Genomic DNA, 22,830 nt, shown 5'->3' with positions numbered 1-22,830 from the left:
ATTCAACTTAATGCTAATCATTATTTGTCATCGCTTTTAACATAGTATCGGAAGCAATCACTGTGTTTACTTGACCAAGCGCAATAATCGATTGATCTTCCCCAATTATTTCACATTGATAAACCGCCATATTGTCATCCCTCACTAACTCTTTGGCTTGAATTTGATAAGTCTGCCCATTGGCAAAACACCCACCTATATGTTGATACCGTCGTGTACCAAGTAAAAAACCAATCGGCGGTTTTTCACCGACATTAGCCGCTTCCAACCCACCTAGAGTAGCAATGGTTTGCGCCATATATTCCAAACCAACTTGTGCTGGAACACCGTTTATTTCTGACTCGAATAAGAAACTTTCAGGCGTTACATCAAGTTCACACACAATAAAACTAGCGTCATGCGTTATGACACGATTAAGTAGAATCATCGGTTGACGGTGAGGTAATAATGTCTCTATCTCAGGATAAATTTGTTTCATTCAGATATTAGTTCTTCTTAAAAATCAGTACAGCGTTATTACCACCAAACGCGAAAGAATTTGACATGATCACTTCTGGCCTAGTTATTTTTTCTGTTACAACAAGCTGGATAGGTGCCAATGCAGGATCATTTGTTCGCGATTCTGGCCATTGTCGAGGTAATGGTTGCGTTGGATCGCGCAATAATAGACAACAAATCGCAGCTTCTATCGCACCAGATGCTCCTAGACAATGTCCCGTCAATGCTTTTGTCGAACTGACCGCTACTGCCGACGAAAAAAGATTCGAAATAGCTTGGCTTTCCATTGCATCGTTTTGCTGAGTAGAGGTTCCATGCGCATTAATATAATCAATTTTTTCTATCTCAATATCCGACATAGCTAGAGCGCTTTGCATCGCTTTATGCGCCCCTGAACCACACGGCATTGGACTGGACAAATGATAAGCGTCAGAAGATTCTCCATAACCAACAAGCTCTGTATCACTAGCTTGTCCAGTTACTAACATTAACGCACCACCTTCAGCAACGTTAATTCCATTACGATGTAGATCAAAAGGTCGACAAGGCTGATCCGACACTTGCTCAAGAGAATCGAACCCATTAATCGTTAAATTACAAAGCGTATCCACTCCACCACAAATTACAGCATCACAAATACCTGCTTTGATAAGTTTTGAGGCACTCATTAAAGCTCGAGATGACGAAGTACACGCTGTCGACACTGTATATGCGACGCCTTGAGCATTGGCGACCTTTGCCACAATTTGAGCAACATTACCCATATCTTGATGCTGATAACTATAATCATCAGCAAAGTCACCATGAGCTACTTTATAAGCAATATGTTTTTCCGTTGTCTCTATGCCCGACGTACTCGAACCTATCACAACACCAATTCGTTCCGGTCGATATCGTTGATGCAATCGAGCAAGACTTGAAGACAACTGCTGGCATAAAAATTTTGCTAAACGATTATTGCGATTATCTGGAATGCCTAGATCATCTATGTTCTCTAAGGAATGTGTTAGACATCCAACATAAGCATCACGCCCTGAAAACAACGTCTGCTGCCAACGCCCCATACCTGGAGATTTCCCTAAACGGAGATTTTCCAAGATTTCAGCACTGCTATTACCTAACGTGCAACTTACAGCGATATCTTCAATATATATTTTTTTACTCATCAGCTGTATCCCATTGCAACGTTTTTAATCGATAACCCATATCAACATCCTCATAATGGACACGAATTTCACCATTAGCCTGGCGATGATTGGTATAAGTAATTGTCATCATAATAGATTGATTAACGTCAGTAAAATATCGGTTCTGTTCCTCTACATGTAAGATCCAACCTTTCTGAGAAAGTAATGGTTGTAACGAAGATTTAGGCCACAAAGCTAACATGATATCTTCCATAACTTGCTGAGCATTAATAATCCCAGCATCATTCGGTATATTAGATTGGCTCTGCAGCTGTACTCCGTCCCATGACACTCTAAATACGGGTACAGATAAACTGGTCAGTCCAACTAGAGTCACCTTTTGAGGAGTGATGTCCAAAATCATGCGCAACCGATGCTGTTGTTGTTGATACTCCACGCTCATCAATTGCTGAGCTACAAGTTTGCCGCCATAAGAGCTAGGTTGGAGTAAATGCACAGTAGAAGAAACCGGACCTACCTCTACCTTCGGAGAAACACTAACACAACCAACTAAACCAAGAGAAACAATGATAAAAAACCAACGGATAATCAACACTCTACTCATCTATTTTCCCACTAAGTAATATCATTGGCGCAAACAACCAACTAGATAAAACACCAATACCGACGGTCATCCCGAAACTAGCAATCGCATAATTAGTAGACAACGCCATTAAACCGAAAGACAACAATGAACTAATACCCGCCACGAATACGGCTAAGATAGTATGTCGCGCCTGCCCATGACAAAGAAGAAACACACTATAATCAATTCCAATACCAAAGATTAGAAACAAACCTAGAACATGAAATAGAGTAATTGGTAAACCTAGGGCAGCAGGCAGCGCGGCGGCGATTAATACAGCAAGTATAGGTGCTGTCATCAATCGCAACATATTCCTCCACCCGAAATACACAGCCATAAGAATAATCACCGAACCAATCGCCAAAAACAACAATTTAGTAACATGTTGACGGTAACCTCCGAGCATTCCACCAATATCATCAACGTAGTTCAAATAATATTGATACTCTCCAAGCAAACTTGTATCCCAATCACCATCCCAACCGTTTAGAAGCAACAATGCAAAGTGACGACCATCCTTTAGCTGTCCTGTTAACTGCGGAATACCTTGATAAGAACCTAAAGAATCAAATGATTCAAATGGTAAACTTACGGGTAATCCTTCCATACCTGCAGCATTCGCAATCCGTTTACTTTCTTGATCCATTAACCTTTGATATGAGTGCCAATTCTGCTTTTGCTTACGTTGCGATGGAACCCAGCGAGTGGAAGCAGTGTAATTATTAAGTTGGTGTTGAATAACTAATTTATCTAGTTGTTCAGTCAAAGCTTCTTCTCGCACTGCAACCTGCTCAGCACTCTCACCTAATGTAATCACCCAATCTGAGCCACCGTTATTATCAAGCAATTGCTTAATATAGTTCTCTTGTTGAACAAGTTGTGCATCAGGAGATTGTAAAATACGTACATCATCGTCAGTATGACCAACTAATATCGCTAAAATCACAACCAATAAATAAGTGGACACTACCCAGAACATAACTTGAGGCTTAAACCATCGGCGAATAAATTCACTCAAGAAATCAGCAACAACCAAGGTACGATTGGTATTCGGTGCAATATTCATACTCGGATAGCAAAGCAGCACTGTCGCAAGAGCCCCTATTAATCCAAAAACTGAAAATAATGCCATTTGATTAAGTATGGGTAAATTAGCCAAAAACAAACAGCTATAAGCGAGCACGGAACTAAGCATTCCCATCATCAATGCTGGACGTAAGTGAGCAGAAATGGCCCGCTCATTAAGATCACCAGTAGTACACAAACGATAACTCAAATAATGGAACGCATAATCAAATGACAAACCTATCAAACTACTGCCCATTACCAGCGCTAAAACATGTACTTCACCAAACCAGAAAAGAGTTGCCGCAAGTCCAAACAACACTCCACTACATAATGAAAATATTGTCATTAACAAAGGCTTAGGGTGGGCAAAAAGCCACAAAACGATCACAACAATTAACGACAAAGCCCCGCCGCCAATTATTGACACTTCATTTTTTGCTAACTGCATCGCATCGGCCGAATAAAATCCAGCACCCGTACGATAGAGCTGAATCTGTTCTTCGACTTCAAACTGTTTTAGTACCTCATTTAATTGGTCAATACCTTCAATTGTGTTGCTATTAAAAGCACTTTCAGTCAAATAGAGTTGTAGTAAAATTTGAGTACGGCCGTTTTGATTCGCTACTAACAAACCATCTTGATATTGAAAATTGTTGCTACCAATTAAGCTCAACACATAATGTTCAAAAGTTTGCCAAGGATCGTTAATGAAACTTTTTCCATTCAAACCAGCAGGAGAGTATAAACGCCGCAACGAAGATTGGGTCAACTGTGCCGTATCACCATTATCGATTGATAAACGATCTTGCTCAGTTAAAAGCTGCTGTCTATGTTGGAACAATTCAGACACAAATGCTAATCGCTGCTGGCTATCTATAAAACTAATGTGAGGTAACCTACTTATTTTTAACACTAATTTCTTTGCTACATCAATCGCAGCACTATTTGATTCACTTTCAACCACCACTACTAAGTCGTGCTCAAAAACGCCTGATGCGTACTTCAATGCAATATCCAATGCTTCTGTTTGAGTATTTGAAGGAAACATGGCAAATAGACTGGTTTGAATACTATTTCCATTTATCAATTTTGTAGATATAAAAGCACAGGACAACAGTAACAAAATCACCCAGCTTCGACGAAGCGTGGTTTCAAACATTAGTCTTGACTCCCTGACCAAGATAGATCTAACCAATGCTTAATTGTCGACGATTGATTTTCACTCGAAGATGTCAATTCAATTTTAGTACTGTCTCCTGATAGTTCGATCAATCCTATCTGCTTAAGAGATGAACCTTTCCCAACGAGATCAATATGATCAAAAATAGAATCAAGTGGAGAAAATTTAGGCCTCAAAACCACAGACCAATCATGAGTTGGATTGATACCAGCCTGTTCTTTTACAACATTTAATTCAAACTGACGTTGTAATGTTGACGGGTCACCAGTCATCAAACCAGAAAAAATATCTGTCATTAATGCCACTACATTGGACGGCACCTCTTGAGCAACCAATTCCATACCGACTTGACTGTAAAGTTTATTCTCTTTAACCACCAATAAATCTTCGAACGGAAGTATTTGTTGCCAAACAATCCCCATATCAGCTTGGATATAATATTGCCCTGATGATGTTAAAACTTGACTCAAACCGGAAATTGTTCGCTCTTGAGTAAACTGACCAGCTTGAACTTTATTTTGGCTCATCAAGTTAACCACTTCCGCCAACGGTCCTACTGGTAATTCAGCTTCAGCAGAAAGAGCTATATGGTTACTAGTGGAAAAAATCAACGCAAATACGAGAATTAATCGGCCCATGCTGCAACCTTATCCAATAGGCATTGTGGTGATGCAAACAGCATATCATTAGTGTGGAGGTCAACTGCACATTGTATAGTATGTGCTTTAACACAAATTTTATTTGTTGAATGATTAAACACAATGAAATCCATTTTCAGTCGATTTTCCCATTCTGTTAATGTCACTGATATTTCAAGTCTATTAGCATGTTGAGCAGGAGAAACAAACTTCATTCTTGTATCCACTACAGGAAAGGCTAAACCTTGCTCTGCCATCTCTTGGTAAGGAAATTTCAACTTATCCAGTAAGGCACGACGTGCCTCTTCTAAATAACGATAATAATTACCATGCCAAACAACCTGCATTGGGTCGCAATCCTGAAAAGCAACGGTAACAAACGCATTCGCACTAATCATCAATATATCCTGTAAACTGACGTTGACCAATCATATCAACACACTGGCGCAATTCTCGTTCAAGTGGCCGATCTTCACGTAAAAATGGTGACACTTCACGTATTTCTTCCATCGTTTTTAACACGCTCTCACTCATCGATGCACGCTCTAATTGACCTGTATTAAGACGAATTTCCACGCCCTGAACACTGGCAAACAAGCAGGCGGCCGTTACTTGCTCGGTGAGTTCTATCACACGACGACAATCTCGTGATGCAATCGTACCCATACTAACCTTGTCCTGATTGTGGCTTTCCGTTGATCTAGAAAAAACCGATGCTGGCATAGTATTTTTAAGCGCTTCGGCCGTCCATGATGAAACTCCAATTTGCACCGCCTTAAAGCCATGGTTAATCGGTAGAATATCTTCACTTGCACCCGTTAAATTATAAGGTAATCCGTTGTTAAACTTATAATCGCATAACTGGGCTAGTTGACGATCTAAAAGATCAGCCACGTTAGCAACTGCGGTCTTCAACGTGTCCATCGCCATCGCAATGTGTCCACCATAAAAATGTCCACCATGGAGCACCAATTCTGCTTCACCATCTATAATAGGGTTATCATTAGCCGAATTAAGTTCAGTTTCAATAAGCTGTCGCGTCCACGTAAGTGTATCTTCTAAAACACCAATAACATGCGGAGCACAACGCAACGAGTACCTGTCTTGTAACCGATCAGAATTACGAGGAGGACATTCTGTGGCAAGATCGTTACGCAAACGACGTGCACATCTCACTTGGCCTTGATGTGGTTTAACTGCATGCAGTCTTTCATCATAATGAAACGCGTTACCTTTCATTGCCAGGGTTACCATGGCAGTAATGCGCGTCGCAAGTTCAGCTAGATAATTGGCGCGTTGCCAATTTAAACAGGCTACAGCCGTCATAACCGCTGTTCCGTTCATTAGAGCTAAACCTTCTTTAGGGCGTAAAGTGATTGGTTGTAGCCCTGTCATTTCTAATGCTTGCTTTGCGATCATTCGTTGACCTTGATAGCTCACTTCTCGCTCACCAATCAATGCAGCAGCAACGTAAGAAAGTGGTGTAAGATCACCAGATGCCCCTACAGAACCTTCTTCAGGGATTTGCGGCATAATATCGTATTCGAGTAGATGAATTAAACCAGTAAGCAGCTCACTTGAGACGCCTGACTTACCAATAGATAAAGAAGCAAGACGTGCTGCCACAATCGCTCGAGATTCTTGATGCGAAAAATATTGGCCCAAACCACAACCATGAAAACGCGTCAGTTGAAGCGGTAACGCTTCAACCAGATGGCTAGGAATTTTTACAGTACAACTATCGCCATACCCTGTTGTCACTCCATAAATATCGCCATCTTCTTTGAGTAAACGTTCTAGAAAAGCAACGGAATTATCGATCAAATCAACATAAGCAAGATCATCATTTAGACTTGCTTTAGCTTTATAGTGAGCAATAGCACTAATATCTTCAATCGTGATCGGTTTCTGTCCAAATATAATTGTTTTTAAACTAGTCATTATCTAATTTCCAAAAGTCGTAAAAGTTAAACCAATGCAATGGATGACGAAGTGCATAATATTCAAGACGCGACACATATAATGCAACATTGTGTTGCAAATCTGCTTCTCGCTGTTTTCGGTTTAACGTTTTAAGAGGTAGAGCTTCTAAATACACGTCAATTCTATTTTTTTCACAAAAACCAAACATGACATAAGTAGGATGCTTCAATATAGAAGCGAGGATAAATGGTCCGAGAGGAAATGGGGCTTTCTCCCCCAAAAATTCACTCCAAGCAACTCTCTGATTCTGAGATACAGGTGTTCTATCACCAACAATAACTACCCATTCTCCAGCGGCTAATTTTTGCTCTAGTATAATAGCGGTATCTGGCCCCAGTTCCGTCACTTGAATAAGATTAAGTGCACTATCATTATTAACTGACTGCATAACTTGATTAAATTTTTCAGCATGCTTAGTGAAAACAATCGCGTTCATTTTTAGTCCGGTAAAACGTTTACTCAACGCTCTGCAGGCTTCAAGGTTACCAAGATGACTGCCAATAATTAAGCAACCACGTTTTTGTTCTGTTGCCTCTTGGAGTAATTGTGGATCATTAATAGAAACTTGGTCTATTGAATACTCCCCCATCCATGCCGCAAGTTTATCGAGCATTGATTCAGCGAAGCAATACAAGTGACGATAACTACTTTTAGCTGGTTGTTGATTCACTTCTGCAACGGCCGATTGGAACTGTTTCGACGCCTTTCTAGATTTATGATCAACAAGGTAATAGTACAAAATGACTGGATATAACAACCACCGAAATAGAGAACGGCCGAAAAACTTGTAGCTCCATAAAAGCAATTTCATACCAAACACCGATCCATTCTCTTTACGAGTTGACCAATGAATATGGCGATTCCAATTACGCTTAAGCAAATAAGGAAGTCGAGGTAGCATCCCTATGATTAATCGAGTATGTAACCAGCTAATACGAAGATTATCCTTCACACCAGAGAAATGACTGAGGCCATCTTCCGGATACGTAACTTGTACCGGAATATACTCAACCTCTACTCCTTTCCAATACAAGCGCACTAAAACTTCAATATCAAAATCCATGCGTGTCCCTAATTGATATTGGGAAAACAACTCACAACATTTAGTTACTGGGTAAACACGAAACCCGATCATTGAGTCTTTTATTTGTAGAGAAAGCGTTTCAACCCATACAGAAACATGAGTTGCATATCGACCATAAAGTCGAGCTTTAGGTACAGAGTCACTATATACTGGTTCACCAGAAACAAGTTTATGTGGTGTTTGACGCGCTGCACTAAGTAATTTGGGAATTGCCGTCAAATCATGCTGACCGTCAGCATCTACTTGTAAGGCATGAGAATAACCTTGTTTGTAAAGTAGTTTTAACCCAGCTATTACCGCTCCGCCTTTGCCGGAATTAACGGTGAGATGTAATTGACTTACCGCTGCATATCTATGCTCTAGCTGGTCAATTGTATCGCTGGTAATTTTGTCACTGCCATCATTAACGATCAATATCGGTAACTGAATAGATTGCAGAAAATCAATCACATCAACCAGAGCCGAACCGTGATTATAACAAGGGATCAAAATAGCGCATTTCATCGCAATTTCACCTTACCTTGAGAATAGATATTGTGGAGATCAAGATATTTAAATTGCAGCTTATTAATGTCTTGCAACCACTCGATTTCCAGTTTCACTTCACTTTCTGGTGTTATAGGCTGTTGATACTTTACTAATTCCATCCCTGCCAGTTCAAAACGAGAATTGAAATACATTGACGCGAAATGCAGCGCCCAATCAAGTTGAACTACTCCGGGCAAAATTGGAAAATGCTCAAAATGTCCTTTGAAATACTCAAGCTCTGATTGGACAAACAGAGTTAAAACAACCTTATTATTAGAGATCTGCACATCTTGTATGCGGGGTAATTGCCTAACCATATTAACGAAATAACTCCTGAAGCTGATGCATATCAACCTTTCCTTGTGAATTACGAGGAATAGCCGTTAAAATACGAACCTTTCTGGGTAAAGCTACAGACTCCGTCCCTTTCGCAAGATGTCGTCGAACTTTCTTCCACCAGTCAGTCTCCGATAATTGACTATTTTTCTGTCCTGCATCAGATAATGTCAGTGCTAAATTAATCACTTTACGTGTACTGTTGTCAGTCACCACTGCTATCGCGGTTTCTATTTCATCTAAATCAATGAGTGCATGTTCAATTGCAGTTAGAGAAATTCGTTTCTCTGCTAATTTGACCACCCTATCCCTACGCCCTAGCAGCTGAAAATGCCGCTCATCCAACGGTTTAATCAAATCATCTGTGTAGTACTCGCCTATCTCATCGATAAATAAAGAAGTAATGACTAACTGATCGTTAACCGCACGATAACTCACACCATCGAAAAGCTGCCACGCGCTATCGGGTTGCTGTTGGCGTCGCCACGCAATCCCTCCAGTTTCTGAACTACCAAACACTTCTACAGCGTATTGCCCTAATAATTGTTTAATAACATTAGCGGTGTCGAAATTGAGGGGACCACCAGAACTAAAGACTTGGCCTAATCTTAACGATTGTCCGTACGTTGCTAAATGTTCTAACATCACAGGACTTGCAATCAAGGCCGTATCTTGTGCATCAATCTCCGCGATAAAATCGATATCCACAGCCAGACGACGATCAAAACATCGACCAAACATTGCAGGCCAAACGATGCGAAATAAAAAGCCATAAATATGAAAATGCGCAACACTCCCGATAATATTTCGAATCGAATCCATCGATTCAAATTGTTGTTGCAACATACGGGCTTCACGCTCAAAAACGGCTAACGACTTAACAATTAACTTAGGTTCAGCGGTAGACCCTGAGGTAAACAGTTCAATTTTACAATTAAGTGCATCGATCTCGGTCGGTTTAAACGACATAATTAACTGGTTGAGCTCACTCGATACCATCAAGTCACCTAAAAGTGGCGTTTCAATCAGTATTTCAGGAGAGATATCCGCATCATCAGAAATAAGTGCGGCATTGTCGCGATAATGAACAAGCGTTGCAGGTGCTTGATTATGTGGAAAAACCACTGTCTTACCTAATTGCTGAGCAGTTAGTAGAGCAACCAAATGAAACCATGGATCACTACACGAAATAACCCAACGTGGCTCACTAGCTAAAGCACGCTGATGGTAAATAAACGCAACTTCTTGTTTCAGATCGGCAATGGTTTTTACTCCATTATTATCATAAGCAATGACTAATTCATCTTGATCTGATAATAAAAGCTGATGAAGAGTTGAAATAACGTTCACTAACCCAGTTTCCTTTTTCTGTATAACCACTCACTTCCTGCGAGCAAACCAATCATAATGTAGCTAATTACGCCATTGTAAACAGTCCAAATGTGGAGACTTAGCTGAGTAGTAATCAACGCAGCAATACCATTAATCACAAAAAACACTGCCCATACGACAGTAAGTTGACGAGTATAATGTAGTCCATCATCGTCTAGTTCCGTGGTCAATTGAGCCATACGAGTAATTATCGGTTGTCCATAAAAAAGAGATAAGACAAAAGTTAATAGCAAAGTGATGTTAACTAATACCGGATAATACAAAAACCCGCGTACATCTTGATAAACCATCGCAACAACTATAGCTCCAACACCAATAATTGTTACAAGTACCTCACTAAAACCTGCTGATTTTTTATATAGTTGCATTGCTAACCTAAATAAAAATAAGGTCACCATTAACAAACCAACACCAAACAAATTCCCCGAACTTAAACCCCAGTAGACAAAAAAAGGGTAGCAAACAGAAAAAATGACTACTAACAGTTTTATAATACGAAACAAAAATTAGACTTCCGTTGTTTCAACTAAACGTAAGACTACGTTGACTACATCCTTCACATGACGCACAGATTTAAATTCCTCTGGTTTAATTTTTATGTTCGTTTGACGTTGCAAGTACACAATCAGATCAACAGCATCAATACTGTCCAGTTCAAGATCATCTACAATATGTGCATTCATTGTTATATCATTTGGGTTCAGCTCAAAAAGCTCTACCATTGCTTCTTTAATAATTTCAAATACTTGTGACTCATTCATGATTTAGTTCCCCCGTTGCCACATTCTGTTGCTCAATCAAGCGACTTAATGTGTTTACCGAATGGAAGTACTCGCGAGCCTGAGGGTCATCACCATTAATCACTACACCAAACTCCTGCTTAATCGCAAGACCAAGCTCTAGAGCATCTATTGAATCAAGGTTAAGGCCTCCTTCGTCACCAAATAATGGTTCATCAGAATCAATATCTGCTACAGAAAAGTCTTCAAGATTTAATGCATTAATAATTAATTGTTTAATTTTAATTTCTAAAGGTTCCAACTGAAAATTCCTCAATATTTAATGGTTCAAAAACATTACTTGGCTCAAGCGCTGATTCAAGATAAGTTGTCAATTTTCTTGCAGCAATAGGTGTAGACCGAGATCCTTCAATTAAAGAGGACACAGATTCACAAGCCATAATTTTAACTTCAATAATAGGTTTACGCTTCGGCACGCTGTACCATGGCACACCCTTATATAGAATAGGTGGATTACTTGTTATCAGAATTCGTTGAATATCTGCTTTACAACGAATAGCCAATTGAGCAGCACCTCGTTGACACTTGATTTTTTTACCTGGTTGAGTTCGAGTACCTTCAGGAAAAACTAATAACTTTCTCCCCGACGATAACTTTTCCTGACAAATATCTAATATTTTCGGTGACTCATTAGGTATATATCCGGCCATCTGAATAACATGACGAATAAAGGGATTACGCCACAACTCCGATTTAACAATACAGTCACACTGGCGTAACTGGGAAATAATGATAACAACATCAATTAGAGTTGGATGATTAGCAACAACCACTACCCCTTGATTTATATTCAATTGATATTTATCAACAATCTTAACCGGCACGATTTGAAGTCCAGATAACATCCTGATAAAAAGTTCGAAACAATATGAGATCCAAAATTGGCAAATATCTTGCCTTTTAGATTTATCTCTAAAGCACAAAAAGATAATAGGAAAGATGATATATGACAACATCAACCCACCCAGGCCGAATATTATAAACGATATTCCAAATCCTATTTGCCTAAGACGTCTTGATATCATTACTACTTAGCTTCCATTTTAAGTTCAATGATGATGAGATTAAGTTAAATTCTGACAACGTAGATACACTTTCTAACATTTGTCTTACGTTTCTTTTGTTCTGTAAGCGTTCTGCTACATCCTTAACCTCATTTTTACTAATTTCAACAGTATATGGTCCATCACAACGAAGTTTTACAGCGAGTGAATATTGATCAGTATCGTCAATACCATCAATCAAGTCATCCGGCACTTTATCGTCAGCAAAAATCACGCACACTTCTGATTGATGATTATTACGTAAATGCGCGATAGCTTCTATCATTGCCATACAGAATGTTTCGTCGCCCGCACAAATAGTTGTAAAAGGTACTTGTTTCTCATTCGCTATCGTCAAAAGACCTGGAGCCGTACTGTGTACTGACTGTGCAAATTGGGTTGGCGACAACTCCGTCTGTTCTGCGACAGAATAGAGAAGTTTCAACGTTCTCTGCAACTCCCCATGTTGTGTAGCAAAAACCAGATAACCTGGATCAGTAGCAAAAATAAAATCAGAAAATGACAATACTTGCTTAGTTAAATTACTGCTTCTGCGTAAAATCGATTTAAAGGCCCCTTTCGCCAAATTTCCGGCTACAATTCTATCGTTTACTGAGTATTTACTAAAAAGCTCATCAGTAATGCAAATCTCAATATTTAAATACATATAAAAATTATATACCTTTCAAAAAAACGAGCCAATCCTATAACAGTGCATTTGAGTGAGTAAAGACAAATATGCACCTAACTTCACTATTTTGACATATCAACATCAAAATACTCGTTTAATCATAAAAATTAGCCCGCTAGTATTAATAAATAACAAAATAAAAACACAACCGAATACATATATGCAACATCATACATTTTACTTATTTCTAGCTTGCACTTATATTCGATTTTGCATAGGCTAATAAATTATTATTAAAGACAAATTAGCCGTAAATGGACTTTTATTTAAACGACAATCTTTCTGCTGTACAAGCAAAAGAAGAAGCACAACGACTTGCTTTCGCACCTATCGCCTTTCAAGCATCTAAATCATTACGTGATCTTGGTATCCTTGATACGCTCTCCAAGTTTAAGACTCAAGGAGCTACTATTGATCAATTGGCCGATCAACTCAATAGTATTGACAGTTATGGCATTAAGGTCTTATTAGATATGGGATTATCGATTGGTCTTGTTACTTGGAATGGCGAAATTTACAAAATTACAAAGTTGGGCCACTTTGTCAACCATGACGAAATGACCAAAGTCAATATGGATTTTGTGTCTGATATTTGCTATCAAGGAATGGCACATTTAACACAATCAATACTTGAGAATCGACCTGCAGGTTTAACATCTCTTGGTGAATGGCCCACAATTTATGAAGGTTTATCTCAACTAACAGACAAAGAGAAAGCAAGCTGGTTTAATTTTGACCATTACTATTCTGATAGAAGCTTCCCTACTATTTTAAATACAGTATTTAACGGACAAGGTAAATCTATCTGTGATATTGGCGCCAATACTGGTAAATGGACTGTCAAATGTTGTGAATTTAACCCCGATATCACAGTAACTATGGTCGACTTACCACAACAATTAGCTGTCGCCCAAAAGAACGTAGCATCCAACGGGTATTCTTCTCGCGTCACTACCCACCCTTGCAACTTACTGGATATCAAAACCAAACTGCCTCAAAAACACGATATATATTGGATGAGTCAATTCCTAGATTGTTTCAGTCAAGCAGAGATAGTGAGTATATTAACTCGTGTCGTCGATGCGATGAATGATGACTCTGATGTCTACATTTTAGAGCTATTCCCTGACCGTCAACAATACGAATCAGCCAGTTATACTTTAAATGGCACAAGCTTGTATTTTACAGCAATGGCCAATGGCAATAGCCGATTCTACATGAGTTACGACTTCCTACCTTTGATTGAACTAGCAGGATTAAAAATACTCTCTGTTCAAGATAACATCGGATTAGGGCATTCTTTAATACACTGTAATAAAGCTTAATAAGTTTAGCTACGCTTCTTCTTTTACATTGAAAAAAGAAGAAGCGAAGACACTTAACAATTTCTAACAACTAAGCCAGTTCTGGCCATTTATCAAATTGTTGTTTGCTAAACACCATTTCACCGTTATCGCCTTTCTGAATATTGATCCAAGCTTGCCAATTTTCATAGTCTACTTCTGGGTAATCTAAACGATAGTGGCTGCATCGGCTCTCAGTTCTCATCATGGAAGCCTTAAGTTTCATCTCAGCAGTAATGATCATATTTTTCGTTTCATGCGCTAAGCGCAACTGATGACGATCTTCTGCTAGCAGCATTTCTGCATGGTGTTCTTTTAACTCTTCCACATAAGCTAAAGCACCTTGCATCATGCGATCTTTCTTAATATAAAGTACAAAATTAGGGATCATGACACCTTGCAGAACCTGAGTAACCCACGCAGGACTATAACCATGAGTTCGCTTCAATGGAGCTAATATCTCTTGTTGAATCTGTTCCTGTGTAGACGTGTTAACCTGTATCATCGCTACCAATTTACTGGCTTTCGCTGCAGCTTCTCCAGCAAATGCGCCTTGAACACAAGAGCCCGCAGCTGAACCACCGATCTGAGTATAAATGCCACCCGACATATATGAACCTAAAGCATCACCCGCTGCATACAAGCCAGGTATAGAACTTAGGCCTGTTTCATCAATTGGAACAATACCTTCTGATTTATGAATAGCCATTCCCGCAGTTGAACCACCAACCTGCTCTCCTCCCATACCAGGAGGACCTGAATGGCCTTTGCTACTAAAGAGAGAAAATATACCTTTGTCTTGATCAGGTTTTGGTGGCATATCAGTTTGCCTAAATGCTTCGGGTACATAAGGTCCTCCCGATGTGTTTTTCTCACTGCCCTCCTTACTCTGACCGGGACCCGGTGGAGGGCCCATGGTGATAGGTCCGCCTTGAGTATAAGCTTTATAGTTTAAGTCGACACCAAGGTGATGATTAACCATGATGCCATTAACCGATGGCTTTTCTTCGATTTGCCCATGCCAGTTATCATAGCAAGAGCCTGAGTTTACTGCAGAGCCTGGATGCCCATCATTCCATTCTTTACCGGTCACAACCGCACCAATATCATAGGCCATGATAGTCCCGTCATGAGTTACGTCACACATTGGAAAACCATTAGGTTTGAAACCGCCAGAGCCCGTGCAAAGCACAACGGTTTTGGCGTTAAAAAACACAACTTTATTTTCATTAAGACTAAAACCAGCCGCTCCGACGACACGGCCATCTTCTTTCATTAAATGCGTCACCATTACTCGCTCATGCAATGGAATATTACGTTGTTCCATCGGACGCATAAAAGATTTATTACACAAAGGCGAATCAAAAAAACCCCAAGATTTGAGCTCTTCGACTCGATCATAGGAATGTTCTGCAAGTTGACGAGTAAATACTGGGTTATTGGTTCCGATAGCCGATTCTGATACCTTTGCTACGAACTCATCGATGCTCATTGATGCATTGTTTTTATCGTAACTAAAAACACCCTTAGCAAATGGCGTCAATCCTGAACTGCCTAAGCGTCCTTTCGACACCATCGTCACTTTAGCACCAGCATCATGCGCTTTTACCGCAGCAAACAAACCAGCAAATCCTGATCCAATAACCAGCACATCGGTCTCGTGAGACTCTTGAGTGAATTCATCTGCATCAATTTTCGGCTTATTCTCTATTGGAGCTTCAGCACCAAAAGCGGCAGAAGCGAACATAGATGCACCAATTACTCCTCCCGCGACACCAATGAATTGACGTCTAGATAGATCTATTTTCTTACTCATAATGACTACCTCCAAGAAACCATAACAGGTAATGTTTTTTCAGGCGTAATGGTTATCGCCCCAACAGGGCAGTAAAGCCGACATAAATGGCAGATCTGACAATCCTCTGGATAAGTAATCACCGCTTTCTGTTTTTTTTCATCAAACTGAATCACATCGGTCGGACAACTCTCAATACAAGCTTTACAGCCTATACAACCGGATATTTGACTTATTGGCATACGTTTACCTCTAAAACTTGTCGTTAAAATGAAATTTGTTCGTAATGGATATCTGATGAAGCAATATTGAGTGAATTGAGACTGGTTTTTACCGAAGAAATCATCCCTTGGGGGCCACATAGATAAACATTGCAATGACTCGCATTCATATGCTGCAAGACATTCTCAATACAATTTTTGTCGATAACGCCTTGTCGAACGTCAGCTTCATTACTTGGATTTATACAAACCAATTGCTGACGAAAATCCGGCATATCCTTTTCTAATTGCGTAATTTCCGTTTGCAACACCATCTGTTGGTAATCACCATTGCCATAAATTAATCGCACCGGACGCTTATCATTTTGTACAGCTAATTCTCTCAATAGACTCAGCATTGGACCAATACCAGCACCACCGGCAATAAGAACAACCGATTCAGCATTTTTACTACTGTCTAAACTCATACTTCCATATGGCCCATCAACAAATACCTTCTGACCAATTGAAAGTTTATCGAGTTGTGAGGTGTAATCGCCTAGTTCTCGAATCAACAGCGAGAAACGTGGAAGATCATTGGTGCAAGAAGCGATAGAGAATGGATGCTCGTTCATACTAAATACGGATTTATCCGTATTTAGCCACACAAACTGGCCGGCTTTAAAAACAAAATCATCTTGGCTATTTTTCTCTAACGTTACCTGCCAATCTCGGCTACTCACTTTTTTTACCTCTACTAAAGTAAATGGCTTAGCTTTCATAACCCATTTCTTAGCTAGATAATTGTAAGCAACCATCAGAACAGAGGCAGTACAAAGCGCCCACCATCCTGTATTGAACTCAGCTTCAAACTGACCGTGGCTTCCCACGCTAGTAATATGTAGAGTGGCTAATATCGCTATAATGACAAACCCAACGACATGAGTCAGACGCCACATCTCGTAGCTAAGTTTGAGTCTATTCTTAAACACCGCCATTAAGGTCCAAACAATCATCGCTACCCAAGCAATTAAACCTGTCAACATTTGTGGGGCGGTAATGACATTAATTACACTTCGAATACCATCATCGAATGATTGGATAAATTTTGGCGCTAGAATAAAAACCGGATGGAGCAAAAAAAAGAAACCAATCCACTGGCCTATTTTCTTATGTTTGGAAATACTCCAGTCAATATTGGCAAATAGCGGAACTTGTTTTACGCGGCTGCCAAGTGGAAATTGAACAAAAAATGCCATCATAGCAACGACATTAAAAATACTTAACAAGCTAAAATAAAGCCCTTTGTTATCCATATCTAACGTTTGTGCCGCTATAAACGGTAAGCTTAATAAAACCGCATAACCGGCCAAAAGCTTACCATTCCTAATATGCCATTTAGAACGCCGTAAGTTTTTTGTATTCTGAACCAAAGACATTGTTTCAGTATTCATAGTTAGCTTCCAATTAATAATTGTTAATAAAATTCTTGGTGAGATAATCAAAATCTCAATAGCAAAAATTCATCTTTGCTCTGATAAAGCAAATGATACTAACCAGGTGGTTAAGGAAGGGTTAAGGAATACAAAAAAAGAAATAGCTTATGGAAAAGAAAATAAAGAACTTACTTTTGAACTAACGTTCCACTACGACTACAGATGAAGCTAATATACTCGCCATTCACAACAAGATTGATAACTAACTGATTCGCTTGAATATCAATATGCTTCACCCAACATTCACCACCTAATAATGGCCACTGTTTAACTGGCACATTTGGCGTGCTAACTGTTAAGTCTTCATTGATACCGTGACTAAAACTTCGCCACTGCTCGTTTATATAGCTAAGGGTTAACGTCTGCCATATTTTTACTGATGACCCCTGTTTCTCTATTGGAGAAATATCAAATTGCCATGAATTATCAGACGAGAAGACAGCGACTAAAAGCCATGTCTGTTGAGAAAGAGTACGGTTAAACAGATTGAGTTCTTCAAGATACATTTTAGTTACCAAATTATCGTTATCAATATGCCTCACCATACACTTCATTGTTACACAGAGTTATGTAATCGGCACCGTTCTAAATCCTGTCATTGTCATAAACGGTTGGTTTCAAATGGAGTTTTACGTAACTTGCGTAAAAAATGGGTGATCCTCCAAACATAACTTAGTGAAACAGCATAGATAATAAAACAGATCATAAATAGCATAAACATAACCGACTCATCGATAGCCATGATCTCGCCATAAATACCAAAACAAACATAAAGACTTGATATAAAGCATATTATAAATAATGTTCCTCTTGAGGAAAATCCCAAACGTTGGAAGATATGATGAAGGTGTTCCCTATCGGGTTTAAATGGCGACACACCACGACGGATCCTACGAATCATAATCGCTGCCATATCCATTAGTGGTACAGCAATCAGCCATAAGGCCGTAATTGGGCGCATAATAGGACCTCGGTCTTGATGCGAACTTTGACTGGCTTCAAGTAACAACCAAATAACGGTAAAACCAATCACCATGCTACCGGCATCGCCCATAAAAACTTTTCGCTGTCGTCCTAGTACACCGAGGTTCATACAAACATATGGGACCATCGCAACAATAACCGCCATTGCAAGGTAAGCTAAACCCCCCTGTCCACCCTGATAAAGTAAAAAAGATAAACCCATAAATACGGTGATCGATAACCCACCAAGCAAGCCATCAATACCATCGACCATATTGAACGCATTAATTGCACCGATAACGGCTGCAATAGTGGCAATCGGCGCTATTAGCCCTAAATGTATGTTCCCATCTCCAACTATATTACCAACGTCTAACAATTCGATATCGGCTAAGCTAAACATTAGAATCGCAAGAACAGTTTGGACCAACAATCGAATCTTTACACTGAGATCAAACTTATCATCAAACGCACCTAAAATAGCTAGCAAAATAATACAGCTCAAAAAGAGATCGCTATGAGGAATAAGTTCAGGTTTAAATACCAAAAACTGCGTTATCGAGATGCATATAGAAAGCCCTCCTACCAGAGGAACTGCGCCTTGATGGTGTTTTCGTGGGCCTGGTTTATCAACAAGCCCTACCTTTTTAGCGGCTTTACGTAAAATGAACAGCAACAAAAACGAATAAATAAACACAAAAAATAGTTCTATAAACATAATAATTAATATCTAACGGTGCGTAATAGTGTTGTAGTTATAATCACTTAGGCACAATACGTGCTCGGTGTCGCATATCATAACGTAGAATGCTGATATTTTATATTAAAAAATATATCTATTAATAATATTATTCCTTCAACGCTTATCGATCGGAGTGCAAGATTGAGTAACTAGGCTTAATATTTAACAATCGTTGGAATTTATAACAGAAGGGTACATTAACCATAGAATTATTGTAAAATTACTAAGCGTTAATATTTGTAATTATTTAATATCGATAACAATTAAAATGGTAATGGTTGTTATTTTTACAAGTCAACTCATGAAGTTTAAATTAATTTAAATAAACTAGACTTCTGATGAATTATAACGGTGGACAATATAAAAAACCATTACCATTTATAGTTCCTATTAAGGGTGAAACCATAAATGGTAAATTTTAATTAATAGTAGAAACCTTTTCTATCGATAATGACATTTATCCGATTAAATTAGGTAGCCAAAGTGTTAAACTCGGAAAAAAAGTAATGAGTAGTAAAACCACTAACATTGCTACAAACATAGGAGCAATTTCTTTTATAACACTTTGCAACTTGGTCCCTGAAATACCTGATACAATAAAAAGCAGTATTCCAAATGGAGGAGTAGATAACCCTATCATCATATTCATAACGACGACGACACCAAAGTGAACCAGATCAATGCCTAATTCTCCAACAACGGGAAGAACCATAGGTATAAATACTAATAAGATTACTGTTGTATCTAAAAACATACCTAATATTAAGAAAATCAAGTTAATTATTAACAATAAAACAAGTGGATTATCTGTAATTCCTAATAATTGATTACCTATCATTTCTGGTATGTTTTCTATAGATACAATAAATGAAAATGCATAAGCTGAAGCAACAATACTGGTCAATACTCCGGTCGTTTTTGCTGTTTCTTTAATTATGTTTAATAGGTCAGAAAAGCTTAAACATCTATAAACAAAAAATGAAATAACCAGTGCATAAAGTGCTGCTAATGCAGCCGCTTCGGTTGGTGTAACAATACCGCTATAAATTCCACCTAATAATACTACCATTGTAAATAAAGCAGGAATGGCACTCCAGGACATAGATAGGAATTGTTTCAGTGTGTATGACTGTCCGCGAGGATAATTACGTTTCGTAGAAATATACGAAATGTACATCATTAATGCTCCTCCAAGCATTAAACCGGGTAGCATTCCACCTATAAATAGTTTACCTATGGATGCACCCGATAACATCGCATACAAAATCATTGGTATGCTAGGTGGAAAAATAGGGCCTATTGTTGACGAAGCGGCAGTTATTGCACAGCTGAAGCCATCATCGAAACCTGCTTTTCTCATCGCCTTAATTTCCATTGCGCCAAGTCCAGAAGCATCTGCTACTGCTGAACCTGTCATCCCAGAAAAAATGATACTTGCTAACACATTTACATGACCCATTCCACCTCTGCGTCTGCCGATACATGCAGAAGCAAATGAGAATATTTTATCCGTCACTACTCCGGAATTCATGACATTTGCAGTGAAGACAAACAACGGTACTGCAATCAGTAAATATTGAGACATGAGGTTTGATAAAATTTGATCAGCGACCATGGTTACATCCATACCTGCCGCAATCATATAATATGTAGAAGCAGCGATCATTCCCAGCGCTATTGGCAAGCGGATCACAAAGATAAGGACAAAACAAATTAAAAATGAAATCAATCCTATTGACATTTTTCGTCTCTCTTATAAGTCATTTTAAAATCTTTAAACGTTGATATTAATAATCTAGTAATTACAATTATTGAAAATATGATGTAAGACGAATAAATAAGTGAAAAATTAATTTTCAATGCAGTTGTTTTTTGGAAAGACATGAAATCTATAAATTCCACATTAGGTAACAATGCATACCCTAATGCAAATATAATCAGTATATTTCCGGTCACTCTGCAGAGAAATTGAATTTTAGCGGGATACAAATCATAAAGTGCTGTGAATTCGACATGAGATTTTTCACGCAAGGCATAACAGGCACCAATAAGTGTGGTCCATAGGAACATAATTAATGATACTTCCATCGTCCAAATGGTTGGTAGATTAAAAAAATACCTTGAGACGATTTGAATCACAAAACAGATAAACATTAAAAAGAAGGTTAATGAAGGTAAATAAACTTCTATAATATCGATAATGTTTTTTATTATTTTCATATTAAAGATCCTTAAAAGGGCAAGATAAACTTGCCCTCAGAGAATATTACTGGTTGTTCGTTATTTTATTATATAAATCCATATCCCAATCTTTCGATATATCTGAAGATTTGTAATAAGAACGAGCATGTTCGATGAATGCATCTTTGTTAGGTTTATAAACATCTAAACCTTCAGAAACAAAGAAATCTACTAACTCACCTTCTTGCTGTAATACATATTGGTCGACATATTCTCTAGCTTTTTCTAATGCAGCGAGTATCGTATCTCTTTCATTTTCTGACATTGCTTGCCAATTATCATCGTTTACTGAAAGAAAAACAGGGTTAATATAATGATCTGTTAATACGATGGTTTTCGTTACTTCATAAAATTTAGCGTTTTTATCAGTTGGCAGAGGGTTATCTTGTCCATCAATTGCACCTGTTTTTAATGCCATATAGACTTCTGGGAATGCTAATGGTGTAGGGTTTCCTCCTAATGATCTGGCCATTTCCATCCAAGTTGTAGCATTAGGCATTCGAAGTGTTACGCCTTCTAGATCTTTTGGTTCTTTGATTATTTTTGAGTTATCACGCAGGTTTAATTGACGCGTACCTAAATACAAAGCGCTTAACGGTCTAATACCTGTCTTCTCGGCAATATCATCAAACATATCTTTTCCGATAGGGCCATTTAAAGTATCGGTCATAGATTGATAATCAGAGAATAAGTAAGACGATGCAAACATAGACATGTATGGTACGTATTCTGCTATCCAGTTTGGCCCAGTGTAAACAAAATCAACCGATCGTCCTCGCTTGATAGAAGCCAAGCTTGATATTTTGTTCATTAACTGAGCTGAGTGATAAACCTTCACATCACTTTCACCATTGGTAAGTTTTGACAGTTCCTCAGAGAATACTTCCATCCCTTTAATGTGAGGATCACTCGGTACTCCTTCATCAGAAAATACAAATGTTTTTGCTGATGCAGTAAAGCTTAAAGTGGTAGCAATAATCGCCGTAGAAAGTGCTGTTCTAATTTTCATAGTGTTTCCTTTATTCACGTTGGTAGT

At 38.7% G+C, this 22,830-nt stretch carries 24 protein-coding genes; 1 reads left to right on the top strand and 23 read right to left on the bottom strand.

Annotated features, from left to right (window positions below; all coding sequences use genetic code 11):
- Positions 1-13: 13 nt before the first annotated feature.
- From ACLKML_RS05940 to ACLKML_RS05870, 15 genes are all read right to left on the bottom strand, one after another.
- A complete protein-coding gene (locus ACLKML_RS05940) occupies positions 14-478 on the bottom strand; it encodes a 3-hydroxydecanoyl-ACP dehydratase (RefSeq protein WP_413282793.1) in 465 nt (154 codons plus the stop codon).
- A gap of 7 nt (positions 479-485) precedes the next feature.
- Complete coding sequence (locus tag ACLKML_RS05935) at positions 486-1,664, bottom strand: beta-ketoacyl-ACP synthase (protein ID WP_413282792.1); 1,179 nt, start codon at positions 1,662-1,664, stop codon at positions 486-488.
- Positions 1,657-2,250: a DUF3261 domain-containing protein gene (locus tag ACLKML_RS05930; RefSeq protein WP_413282791.1), complete on the bottom strand. Its 594-nt coding sequence runs from the start codon at positions 2,248-2,250 to the stop codon at positions 1,657-1,659. The genes ACLKML_RS05935 and ACLKML_RS05930 overlap by 8 nt, the downstream gene beginning before the upstream one ends.
- Positions 2,243-4,498, bottom strand: coding sequence for an MMPL family transporter (locus ACLKML_RS05925; RefSeq protein WP_413282790.1), 2,256 nt, complete (start codon positions 4,496-4,498; stop codon positions 2,243-2,245). The genes ACLKML_RS05930 and ACLKML_RS05925 overlap by 8 nt, the downstream gene beginning before the upstream one ends.
- Positions 4,498-5,157 carry a LolA family protein gene (locus ACLKML_RS05920; protein WP_413282789.1) on the bottom strand — a complete coding sequence of 220 codons (660 nt, stop codon included), beginning with the start codon at positions 5,155-5,157 and terminating at the stop codon, positions 4,498-4,500. The genes ACLKML_RS05925 and ACLKML_RS05920 overlap by 1 nt, the downstream gene beginning before the upstream one ends.
- Positions 5,145-5,555: an acyl-CoA thioesterase gene (locus ACLKML_RS05915; protein ID WP_413282788.1), complete on the bottom strand. Its 411-nt coding sequence runs from the start codon at positions 5,553-5,555 to the stop codon at positions 5,145-5,147. Before ACLKML_RS05915 ends, ACLKML_RS05920 begins: the two co-directional genes overlap by 13 nt.
- A complete protein-coding gene (locus ACLKML_RS05910) occupies positions 5,548-7,098 on the bottom strand; it encodes an HAL/PAL/TAL family ammonia-lyase (protein WP_413282787.1) in 1,551 nt (516 codons plus the stop codon). Before ACLKML_RS05910 ends, ACLKML_RS05915 begins: the two co-directional genes overlap by 8 nt.
- The gene (locus ACLKML_RS05905) at positions 7,091-8,728 is read right to left on the bottom strand and encodes a glycosyltransferase family 2 protein (protein WP_413282786.1); all 1,638 of its coding nucleotides are present in this window, start codon (positions 8,726-8,728) and stop codon (positions 7,091-7,093) included. The genes ACLKML_RS05910 and ACLKML_RS05905 overlap by 8 nt, the downstream gene beginning before the upstream one ends.
- On the bottom strand, positions 8,725-9,069 hold the full coding sequence (locus ACLKML_RS05900) for a 3-hydroxyacyl-ACP dehydratase (RefSeq protein ID WP_413282785.1): 345 nt from the start codon (positions 9,067-9,069) through the stop codon (positions 8,725-8,727). The genes ACLKML_RS05905 and ACLKML_RS05900 overlap by 4 nt, the downstream gene beginning before the upstream one ends.
- Before the next feature lies 1 nt (position 9,070).
- On the bottom strand, positions 9,071-10,438 hold the full coding sequence (locus ACLKML_RS05895) for an AMP-binding protein (RefSeq protein WP_413282784.1): 1,368 nt from the start codon (positions 10,436-10,438) through the stop codon (positions 9,071-9,073).
- On the bottom strand, positions 10,438-10,848 hold the full coding sequence (locus ACLKML_RS05890) for a hypothetical protein (RefSeq protein WP_413282783.1): 411 nt from the start codon (positions 10,846-10,848) through the stop codon (positions 10,438-10,440). The genes ACLKML_RS05895 and ACLKML_RS05890 overlap by 1 nt, the downstream gene beginning before the upstream one ends.
- Positions 10,849-10,986: 138 nt before the next feature.
- Positions 10,987-11,241, bottom strand: a complete 255-nt coding sequence (locus tag ACLKML_RS05885) for an acyl carrier protein (protein WP_413282782.1) — start codon at positions 11,239-11,241, stop codon at positions 10,987-10,989.
- Positions 11,234-11,521 (bottom strand): phosphopantetheine-binding protein, encoded by a 288-nt coding sequence (locus tag ACLKML_RS05880; protein WP_413282781.1) that lies wholly within the window; start codon positions 11,519-11,521, stop codon positions 11,234-11,236. The genes ACLKML_RS05885 and ACLKML_RS05880 overlap by 8 nt, the downstream gene beginning before the upstream one ends.
- The gene (locus ACLKML_RS05875; RefSeq protein WP_413282780.1) at positions 11,502-12,104 is read right to left on the bottom strand and encodes a lysophospholipid acyltransferase family protein; all 603 of its coding nucleotides are present in this window, start codon (positions 12,102-12,104) and stop codon (positions 11,502-11,504) included. The genes ACLKML_RS05880 and ACLKML_RS05875 overlap by 20 nt, the downstream gene beginning before the upstream one ends.
- A gap of 181 nt (positions 12,105-12,285) precedes the next feature.
- The gene (locus ACLKML_RS05870; protein ID WP_413282779.1) at positions 12,286-12,990 is read right to left on the bottom strand and encodes a beta-ketoacyl synthase chain length factor; all 705 of its coding nucleotides are present in this window, start codon (positions 12,988-12,990) and stop codon (positions 12,286-12,288) included.
- A gap of 278 nt (positions 12,991-13,268) precedes the next feature.
- Between ACLKML_RS05870 and ACLKML_RS05865 the strand changes: the two genes are divergently transcribed.
- Complete coding sequence (locus ACLKML_RS05865; protein ID WP_413282778.1) at positions 13,269-14,339, top strand: methyltransferase; 1,071 nt, start codon at positions 13,269-13,271, stop codon at positions 14,337-14,339.
- Between the two features lie 70 nt (positions 14,340-14,409).
- Here ACLKML_RS05865 and ACLKML_RS05860 read toward each other — a convergent pair whose 3' ends face one another.
- From ACLKML_RS05860 to ACLKML_RS05825, 8 genes are all read right to left on the bottom strand, one after another.
- Complete coding sequence (locus tag ACLKML_RS05860; protein WP_413282777.1) at positions 14,410-16,173, bottom strand: FAD-binding protein; 1,764 nt, start codon at positions 16,171-16,173, stop codon at positions 14,410-14,412.
- A gap of 5 nt (positions 16,174-16,178) precedes the next feature.
- Positions 16,179-16,394, bottom strand: coding sequence for a ferredoxin family protein (locus ACLKML_RS05855; protein WP_317718324.1), 216 nt, complete (start codon positions 16,392-16,394; stop codon positions 16,179-16,181).
- Between the two features lie 23 nt (positions 16,395-16,417).
- Entirely contained in the window at positions 16,418-17,806 is a 1,389-nt protein-coding gene (locus ACLKML_RS05850; RefSeq protein ID WP_413282776.1) for a ferric reductase-like transmembrane domain-containing protein, read from the bottom strand.
- A gap of 170 nt (positions 17,807-17,976) precedes the next feature.
- A complete protein-coding gene (locus ACLKML_RS05845) occupies positions 17,977-18,354 on the bottom strand; it encodes a hypothetical protein (protein WP_413282775.1) in 378 nt (125 codons plus the stop codon).
- A gap of 95 nt (positions 18,355-18,449) precedes the next feature.
- Entirely contained in the window at positions 18,450-19,529 is a 1,080-nt protein-coding gene (gene wecA / locus ACLKML_RS05840) for a UDP-N-acetylglucosamine--undecaprenyl-phosphate N-acetylglucosaminephosphotransferase (protein ID WP_413282774.1), read from the bottom strand.
- Positions 19,530-20,010: 481 nt separating this feature from the next.
- Positions 20,011-21,294 (bottom strand): TRAP transporter large permease, encoded by a 1,284-nt coding sequence (locus ACLKML_RS05835; protein WP_413282773.1) that lies wholly within the window; start codon positions 21,292-21,294, stop codon positions 20,011-20,013.
- On the bottom strand, positions 21,285-21,773 hold the full coding sequence (locus ACLKML_RS05830; RefSeq protein WP_413282772.1) for a TRAP transporter small permease: 489 nt from the start codon (positions 21,771-21,773) through the stop codon (positions 21,285-21,287). The genes ACLKML_RS05835 and ACLKML_RS05830 overlap by 10 nt, the downstream gene beginning before the upstream one ends.
- Positions 21,774-21,819: 46 nt before the next feature.
- Positions 21,820-22,803 (bottom strand): DctP family TRAP transporter solute-binding subunit, encoded by a 984-nt coding sequence (locus ACLKML_RS05825; protein ID WP_413282771.1) that lies wholly within the window; start codon positions 22,801-22,803, stop codon positions 21,820-21,822.
- Positions 22,804-22,830: the final 27 nt, after the last annotated feature.

This window comes from Vibrio sp. MA40-2 (assembly GCF_047302445.1).
Classification (GTDB): Bacteria; Pseudomonadota; Gammaproteobacteria; order Enterobacterales; family Vibrionaceae; genus Vibrio.
Note: the sequence above shows the minus strand (reverse complement) of the source record. Positions and strands in the feature narration are given on the sequence as shown.